5 protein-coding genes and 2 pseudogenes are annotated in these 6,304 nt (G+C 68.1%); 1 reads left to right on the plus strand and 6 read right to left on the minus strand.

Features of this window, described 5'->3' with window-relative positions; translation table 11 throughout:
• From J7E89_RS37735 to J7E89_RS37760, 6 genes and pseudogenes are all read right to left on the minus strand, one after another.
• Nucleotides 1–701: ISL3 family transposase (locus tag J7E89_RS37735; protein ID WP_214980676.1), on the minus strand; the 701-nt coding region annotated here is incomplete at its 3' end.
• Nucleotides 702–840: 139 nt separating this feature from the next.
• Nucleotides 841–2,421, minus strand: coding sequence for an IS1182 family transposase (locus J7E89_RS37740; RefSeq protein WP_214980668.1), 1,581 nt, complete (start codon nucleotides 2,419–2,421; stop codon nucleotides 841–843).
• Nucleotides 2,422–2,500: 79 nt separating this feature from the next.
• Nucleotides 2,501–3,718 carry a cytochrome P450 gene (locus tag J7E89_RS37745; protein WP_214980670.1) on the minus strand — a complete coding sequence of 406 codons (1,218 nt, stop codon included), beginning with the start codon at nucleotides 3,716–3,718 and terminating at the stop codon, nucleotides 2,501–2,503.
• On the minus strand, nucleotides 3,715–4,422 hold the full coding sequence (locus J7E89_RS37750; RefSeq protein WP_214980672.1) for a tRNA-dependent cyclodipeptide synthase: 708 nt from the start codon (nucleotides 4,420–4,422) through the stop codon (nucleotides 3,715–3,717). Before J7E89_RS37750 ends, J7E89_RS37745 begins: the two co-directional genes overlap by 4 nt.
• 253 nt (nucleotides 4,423–4,675) lie before the next feature.
• Nucleotides 4,676–4,855, minus strand: a pseudogene (locus J7E89_RS37755) (NAD-dependent epimerase); the annotation flags it as partial.
• 78 nt (nucleotides 4,856–4,933) lie between these two features.
• Nucleotides 4,934–5,653, minus strand: coding sequence for an IS6 family transposase (locus J7E89_RS37760; protein WP_214980674.1), 720 nt, complete (start codon nucleotides 5,651–5,653; stop codon nucleotides 4,934–4,936).
• A gap of 69 nt (nucleotides 5,654–5,722) precedes the next feature.
• Between J7E89_RS37760 and J7E89_RS37765 the strand changes: the two are divergent.
• Nucleotides 5,723–5,869, plus strand: a pseudogene (locus J7E89_RS37765) (IS6 family transposase); the annotation flags it as partial.
• Nucleotides 5,870–6,304 lie beyond the last annotated feature (435 nt).

The raw sequence follows: 6,304 nt of genomic DNA on the forward strand, positions 1-6,304 counted from the left end.
ACAAGGCGCCTCATGGCGCACTGCCAGCGGTCGCTGACCTGCACCGCGTCAGGCAGGGTCCGGCGGATTGCCTCGGCGTAGGTGGCCGAGCCGTCCCGGCACACGACTTCGATCCCCTTCTTCCCGCGCAGCCATGCCTCCAGGGTGGGAGCCTCGCGGTCGGGCAGGACGTCGACGCGTTCCCCGGTCTCGGCGTCGATGACGATCGTGGCATAGCGGTGGCGGCGGCGCAGGGCGAAGTCGTCGACCCCGACCACCCGCGGGATCCGCACCGTCGGTACGGGGATGCGCCGCAGCACCCGCAAGGCGGTGGCGAACGATACGGGTACGGCCAGCGACCGGGTGAGCCGGGCGGCCGCCCGGCCGCATAACTCCTTGACTACCGCCGAGACCTGGCCGCTCAGACGCGTGGTGCGGCGCTGAAGGCGCTCCAGCAGCCCAGGAACTTGCTCGCGGAAGGTCTGCCGCCGACAGCCCAGGACTGGGCAGACCAGACGTCGCACCTGGACGTTGACCACGACCCGGCGGCCATCCACCGGCACGTCCGCAACTGTCCGGCCGTGGTACCCGTGCACCTTCCCCGTCGGGATCCCACACATCGGGCAAGGAAAGGGAACATCCCGGGTCCGGGCCAAGACCCGGATCACCTCGCCGTCGTCCGCCACATCATCGATAACCAGCGCCGTGAGCCCTGAAAACACCGTTGCCACAAGGAAGTTGACATCTCGCATATGACGTCAACGACGGCCGTCACCACCGACTACGAAACAGAGCCGTTCTTTTTACAGTCCCGATCTTAGTGAGGGGCTGTCCGGCCGCAGGCCGGATGGCCCCTCTTGGCTATGTGGTGGCCGGGGTGAGGTGCCAGGTTCCGCCGGTGCGGGTGAGTCCGAGGTTGATCAGGCGGCGGAGGTTGAGGGCGGCGGCGCGGTTGTGGAGCCAGGTGTCGTTCTTGAGGACGCCTCGGTAGGGGAGTTTGCGGTTGCCGTGGTGGACGAGCCAGGCGACGGCGCGCTCCACCGGTGGTCTCCAGCGGCGGTAGTCGGCCTGCCAGTTGGGGTCGGTGGCGGCCTGGTAGCGGGCGGCTGCTTGGAGGTCGTGGTGCGGGCGGATGGTCAGGATGCGTCCGGCCTTGGCTTTGGTGCACTGCTCACGCAGGGGGCATCCGGTGCACAGATTCTTGAAGGCGGCCTTGCGCTGGTGGTGTCGGCCACCGGGCTCGGACAGGCCGACAGTGTGTCCGGCGGGGCAGGTCACGGTGGCAGCGGTGGTGTCGATGGTGAAGTCGTCGAGGGTGAAGCCGCCGGGGACGGCCGGCCGCAGCGGGGCGGGTTTGAGGAACAGCCGGTGTCCGGCCTCGTTCAGGGCCTGGCGGGCGTCGCCGGTGGAGTAGGCGGTGTCACCGAAGGCGTCCACCGGGGTGTCCTCATCGGCGAGCAGGTCCAGGCCGACGGCGGCCTCGTGGTGCTCGGGCCCGGCGCCGGGCCGCAGGGCGACGGCGGTATATAAGCCGGTCTCGGGTTCGAGGGCGAGGTGGGCCTTGAAGCCGTCCTGCTGGTGGCTGCGGGTCTTGTGGACGTGCCGGGCTTCGGGATCGACGGTGGAGACCATCCTGTCGTGGGCGGTGCCCCGGGTGATGCGCCAGCGCCCATCGCGTCCGTCGGAGTCCTCGGCCGGCTCCACGTCCTGGCCCGCGACCAGGGCCAGGATGCCCACCGCGTTGGCGGCCTTCTCGCCCAGTTGCTGTTCGGGCAGGTGGCCCAGTAACCGCAGCGCGTCGCCGACCAGGGCGTCGACCAGGTCCGCTCTGGCCTGTTCGTCGTTCCAGGCGATACGGGGCTTGCCCGGGTCGGCGTAGTCATGGGCGGTGCACTGCACGGCCGCCACGGCGGCGGCACCGGGGACCTCGCGGATCACCGCGCGGACGGCGGCGATGATCTGGGTGACGGTGTCCTGGGTGGCCACCGCATCGTCCAGCACGGTGGAGTCCAGAGCCCGGCGGTGCTTGCCCTTGAGGACACCGGTGGCCTTCACGACCTCCCGCACGGCCTCGAAGACCCGGTTCGGCCGGGAAGAGCGGGCCAGGCGGCGGCGGAAGTAGGCCAGCAGCGACGGGTCGAACGCCATGTCATGCAGTCCAAGCCCACAAGCGGCCTTCCACCGCAGGTCGCACCGCAGTTCCTGGACCGTCTCAAAGTCCGACAGCCCGTGCAGGGCCTGCAGCGTGATCGCCGAGGCCAGGATCTGCGGCGGCATGCTCGGCCGCCCGTTCGCCGAGGGGTACATGTCCGCGAACATCTCCGCCGGGAACAACGCGCCGCGATGCTCCGCAAGAAACGCGAACACACTCCCTGCCGGGATCAACTCCCGGCAGGTCTCCCACACATCCGGCCCGACGGTCTCGCCGACCCACTCGCCCATCGCCACAAGACGAGTTAGGCCCTACCGCTCACGCGGCAGGGCCAAAACCCAAGATCTTCATGAGTCTTCTAGGGCGACATCACCAGAGCACGGGCATCCGCTCCGGGATCCGCTTCATGAACCCGGTGCGCCACACGAGTTGCTCGATCGGCACGGCGAGGTCGAGGCCGGGCAGCCGGTCGAGGAGTACCTCGATGGCGATCTGTGCGTGCCGCTTGCCGAGGGCGGTGGCGGGGCAGTAGTGGCCCCCTCCGCCGAACGACAGGTGCGCGTTCGGGTTCGGCCTGTCGAGGCGCACGGCGTGCGGGTCCTCGAACTCGGCGGGGTCGTGGTTGGCGGCCTCGACCAGGACGAGGACCAGCTCCCCCTTCCGCACGGTGACGTCACCGAGCCGCATGTCCTCGATGGCGATACGGGGCAGGCCGTCGGCGATCGACAGGTTGATGCGCAGCAGCTCGTCCACGGCGGCCGGGATGAGGGCCGGGTCGGCGATCAACTGGGCCTTGAGGTCAGGGTGCTGGATCAGCGACACGAGTCCCATGGTGAGGAACCCCATCACGCTGATGACGCCCGCGCCGAACATCGTGACGCCGACGGTGGCGAGCATCTCGTCGGTCAGGTGCGCGTACTCGGGGTCCTCGCGCAGGGCGGCGAGTTCGCCCATGAGACCGGTCGTTTCCGGGTCGTTGAGCCGGTCCACCATGTGGCCCATGTCGCGGTCCCAGTTGATGCCCGCCGCGGGGATGCCGCGGGCGCTGTTCATGAACGCGACGTGCAGCGACCGGTAGAGGCCGGGCCCGTCGGTCTGGGGGATGCCGAGGATGTGGCAGTGCAGGCCGGTGGAGTAGGGGACGGTGAAGTCGTGGCGCAGGTCCGCCGGCGCTCCTGTCGCGACGAGCTGGTCGACGAGCTGGTGCGCGTGGCGCGTGAGCCACTCCTCCAGCCCGGGGGCCTTCGGATTGAGGGCCTTCATCACGGCCTTGCGAAGCCCGGCCCCAGTGATGTTCCCCATGTTGTTGACCACCTCGGGGGGGATGGTCAACGCGTACTGGCGGGGTGCGCCCGGGGCGGACGTGTCCTTGAGGGAGAACCGGGCGTCGTCGAGTACCTGCCGGCACAGCGGATAGGAGGACACCAGCCAGGCTTCCGCTCCGGCTATGGTGCGGACCTTCTTGACCGGCTCGTTCGCGAGGAGGTGCGCGATCTCGTCGGGCAGCTTCGTGCCGTCGGCGTCGAACGGGAACCGGGTGAGCTCGTCGGACGTGGCCGCCGTAGTGGGATCGATGGTGGTGGTCATCCGTTGTGGTCCTGTTCTTCGGCGGGGGTGATGACGGCGTGGCCCTGATTACGCGAGGCGCGCAGGCCCCAGCCCCGTGCGTACAGCAGCTCAGCCAGCGGCAACGCCTGGTGGTAGCAGTTGAGCGAGGAGGAGACACCGAGGATGGCCGGGGTGTCGAGGAACAGCGGTACCTCGGCGCACACGTACTTGATGCACACCTCGCGCTGCAGAGCGGTGGGCGGCTCGCCGTTCAGCTTGTCGGCGAGGAACCGGGCCGCGAGCTGGTCGGATACCTCGCGGAATTCGTCGTCGTGCGTCATGAGGGTGTCGAGCTGGGAGCGGATGCGCTGGTAGGCGGGCAGCTCCAGGAGGGCGGACATGGGCCGGCCGCGCAGCCGGTCGCCTTCCGGGTCGAGAGCCGCGACGGCGGCGGTGACCTTGGCCCGTACGCCGCGGAGGTTCTTCACCGCCTTGCGCTGCGCTTCGACCTCGGGGTAGCCGAGGGCTACGAACATCTCGCCCACGTGCATGTCGGTCCAGATGAGATCGACCTGCCGGAAGTGCTCGAGTCCCCACCGCGCGAGAGCAAGCACGCGGTCGTGGGTGAAGTACGAGTTCCCCGACGAGATGCCGATGACGGCATGGTCTCCCTCGTCGTGGATGACCTGGCAGTGAGGCGTATAGGGACGGACGGCGAAGGTGCCTTGAATAGCAGTCGTCAACGTGAGTAGTTCCCATGCGCCGCTAGTCCCAGCAGGACCGTGTGCCCTGGGTGTGGCGGCGTGAGTACGACGGTAACCGAGCACACGGCTGATGATCTAGAGCTACCGGCCGGTTACTCTACGGATCTTCTCGCGGACGTGGGGCGTTGCCCGGCCGGGCCGCCGCGGGTGGCGGTGGAGGTGACAGGGGATGATCGACTTGCGGCGGGTACGTCCCGGCACAGCCGGTCCGGGCCCCATCTCAAGCCGGTGCCTACGGCTGCCCGGCAGCCAGGCGCTCACGCCACCAGTCCACCGTTGCCTCGACCTGTTCGCCGACGGGGGTGGCCCGTACCGTGAACGCCGCCTCGTAAGCGCTGGAGTCGACGACGAACGGACGGTCGAACTGATACCGGATCTCCCTCAGTTCGCGGGTCATCGGGGAGAACAGCGATGGGCGCTGTCACGTTGTCGGGGTGTGGGTGTCCGGGGGTGTGTCTGGGCGTGCCGGGGGTGGGGTGTCGGTGCTGGTTCAGGCTGTTGTGGGCAGGGCGGCTACGCCGGTGATCTGGTTCCAGATCGTGAAGCGGAGGACCATTTCGGTGCGGTGGTCGGGGGCGGTCATGAGGTGGCGTCGGGGCCGGAAGTGGGGTGAGATGCCGCTGAAGGCGGACAGGAACCGTTGCGCCGAGCCCGCGGAGCGGAAGCGTTTCATCGCTCTCTCGCGTTGCCGGGTGGGCTGGTGGCTGTTCTCCGCCCGGTTGTTCAAATACTTGGAACTGCGGTGTTCCACGGAGGGCATCACCTGCCGGTGGGCGGCCCCGTAGGAGCGGAGCTTGTCGGTCACGATCACCCTCGGCACGTACTCGAGGTCCTTGAGGAGACGGCGGAAGAACCGCACCGCGGCCTTCGTGTTCCGCTTGGGCTGGACGAGGATGTCCAGGACGTTGCCGTCCTGGTCGACGGCGCGCCACAGGTAGTGGATCTGCCCGTTGATCTTGATGAAGACCTCGTCCATATGCCACTTGTCCCCAGGCCGCGGGCGGCGCCGGCGCAGCCGGTTGGCGTAGGCCTGCCCGAACTTGGCGCACCAGCGTCGCACCGTCTCGTACGAGACGAGCACCCCACGCTCGAACAGGAGCTCTTCGACCTCGCGGAACGACAGCGGGAACCGGAAACAGAGCCACACCGCGTGGGAGATTATCTCCACCGGGTAGCGGTAGCCCTTGTACGACGGCGGCACGGTATCCACGAAGCAAGCCCTCCCGGGACGATCAACCCCAGGATCATCACACGCGAACCCCGACAACGTGACAGCACCTTCCTGTCCGCCTTCAGCGGCATCTCACCCCACTTCCGGCCCCGACGCCACCTCATGACCGCCCCCGACCACCGCACCGAAATGGTCCTCCGCTTCACGATCTGGAACCAGATCACCGGCGTAGCCGCCCTGCCCACAACAGCCTGAACCAGCACCGACATCCCACCCCCGGCACGCCCAGACACACCCCCGGACACCCACACCCCGACAACGTGACAGCGCCCCCGGGCTGGCTCTTTTCCCGGCGGGCGAAGGCAGTTGGCTGCTTCTTCCTTGGATTCCATGGCCTGCCAACGCGGTTGCTGGGACTGCTGCTTCAGCGGAACCCGACTGCGGCCCGACCTTCACAAGCGGAACCATCCTTACCGTGCAATCCGGGAGCATTACCGGCCCTACCCCGATCGTACGGACACCCGCCGCGCTCACGCCGGAGAATCGGTGGATCCGTGATCGCTGAGACGTCAGACGATCTTGAGCTGCGACAACCGCCCACGACCAGCACGAGTACACGATCGATGACCCACCAGCCCCGTGACCAGCAACTTCAAGATGAAACGAACTCATTGACCCGACACCCTGAAC

The sequence above is a fragment of the Streptomyces sp. ISL-100 genome, assembly GCF_018614615.1.
Classification (GTDB): Bacteria; Actinomycetota; Actinomycetes; order Streptomycetales; family Streptomycetaceae; genus Streptomyces.

Excerpts from the sequence above, each read along its gene's own strand:
- J7E89_RS37740 (WP_214980668.1), bottom strand. The coding sequence starts at position 2,421 with ATGGGCGAGTGGGTCGGCGAGACCGTCGGGCCGGATGTGTGGGAGACC.
- J7E89_RS37745 (WP_214980670.1), bottom strand. The coding sequence starts at position 3,718 with ATGACCACCACCATCGATCCCACTACGGCGGCCACGTCCGACGAGCTC.